We start from the raw sequence: 1436 nt of genomic DNA, 5'->3' as shown, positions 1-1436 counted from the left end.
TTTGAATTACCTGCTCTTTTTCCTTCCTGGCACGCCCCTCGCTATGTCCCCGGCTCCCGGACCACTTCCGGTCCATGACCCAAGGCAAGGAGAGCACTCATGCCAACACCCGCGTACCTGTCCCTCGAAGGCACCAAACAAGGTCTGATCACCGCTGGCACCTTCACCGAGGACTCGGTCGGCAACATCTTCCAGGAAGGTCATGAAGACCAGATCCTGGTCCAGGCATTCAACCACCAGGTCATCATTCCCCGTGACCCGCAGTCCGGCCAGCCCACCGGCCAGCGCGTGCACAAGCCGCTGATGATCACCAAGGTCTTCGACAAGTCCTCCCCGCTGATCTTCAACGCCCTGACCTCCGGCGAGCGTCTGAACAAATGCCGTCTGGAGTGGTACCGCACCTCCTCCACCGGTACCCAGGAGCACTACTTCACCATCGAGCTGGAAGACGCCGTGATCGTCGACGTGCAATCGCGCATGCCGAACTGCCAGGACCCGAACATGGCCCACTTCACGCACCTCGAAGACGTCTACTTCACCTACCGCAAGATCGTCTGGACCCACGAAGTCTCCGGCACTTCCGGCTCCGACGACTGGCGTGCGCCGATCTCCGCCTAAGGGATCGCCCGCAGCAACCCACATCGGCCAGGACTGTCCTGGCCGATGTCTTACCGGCCCCATTGACGGGGCGTGACACCGTCACATTTGCAGACCGCCGCGCTTGCAGCCCTTGAGCCCCTGCGGCAGCCTGCCGGCTTCGGCTCACAGGGAGAGGACCGCGTATGTTCCACGCCGCCAACCAGACGCATTTCAGCCTCGCCATCGACGGCGTCCAGCATGACCTGCAGGTCCTCGAATTCCGGGGCAACGAAGCCCTCAACCGGCCCTACCGCTTCGACCTCGAACTGGTCAGCGAGAAACCCGACCTCGACCTGGAAAGCCTGCTGCACAAGCCCGCTTTCCTCGCCTTCGCCCCGGATGGCAGCGGTGTCCACGGCCTGATCCACCGCATCGCCCAGGGCGAGTCCGGCAAGCGCCTGACCCGTTATCGTCTGGCCCTGGTGCCGCAGTTGGCCTACCTGGCCCACCGCACCAACCAGCGCATTTTCCAGCACCTCACCGTGCCGCAGATCATCGCCCAGGTGCTGAAGGAGCATGGCATCCTCGCCGACGCCCACCGCTTCCAGCTCGGCCCCACCGTCTACCCCGAGCGCGACTACTGCGTGCAGTACGACGAGACCGACCTGCACTTCGTCCAACGGCTCTGCGAGGAAGAAGGCCTGTCCTACCACTTCCGGCACAGCCCCGACGGCCACCTGCTGGTGTTCGGCGACGACCAGACGGTGTTCCCCAAGCTCGCCCCGGTGGCCTACCAGCAGGACAGCGGCCTGGTCGCCGACGTACCGGTGATCAAGCGCTTCGGCGTGCGCATGGAG

2 protein-coding genes are annotated in these 1436 nt (G+C 64.1%); both read left to right on the top strand.

The window, feature by feature from the left end:
* Nucleotides 1-99 precede the first annotated feature (99 nt).
* Complete coding sequence (locus BZL41_RS00075; RefSeq protein WP_095597414.1) at nt 100-618, top strand: Hcp family type VI secretion system effector; 519 nt, start codon at nt 100-102, stop codon at nt 616-618.
* A 164-nt stretch (nt 619-782) separates the two neighbouring features.
* Nucleotides 783-1436 (top strand): type VI secretion system tip protein TssI/VgrG (gene tssI / locus BZL41_RS00070; RefSeq protein WP_143517983.1); only part of this gene is annotated, 654 nt, incomplete at its 3' end.

This window comes from Pseudomonas sp. PIC25, assembly GCF_002286785.1.
Lineage (GTDB): Bacteria > Pseudomonadota > Gammaproteobacteria > Pseudomonadales > Pseudomonadaceae > Pseudomonas_M.
The sequence above is the reverse complement of the archived record's forward strand: the minus strand, read 5'-3'. Positions and strand labels throughout refer to the sequence as shown.

Bases quoted from the DNA above. Each gene is read 5' to 3' on its own strand.
- BZL41_RS00075 (WP_095597414.1), top strand. From the start codon at position 100: ATGCCAACACCCGCGTACCTGTCCCTCGAAGGCACCAAACAAGGTCTG.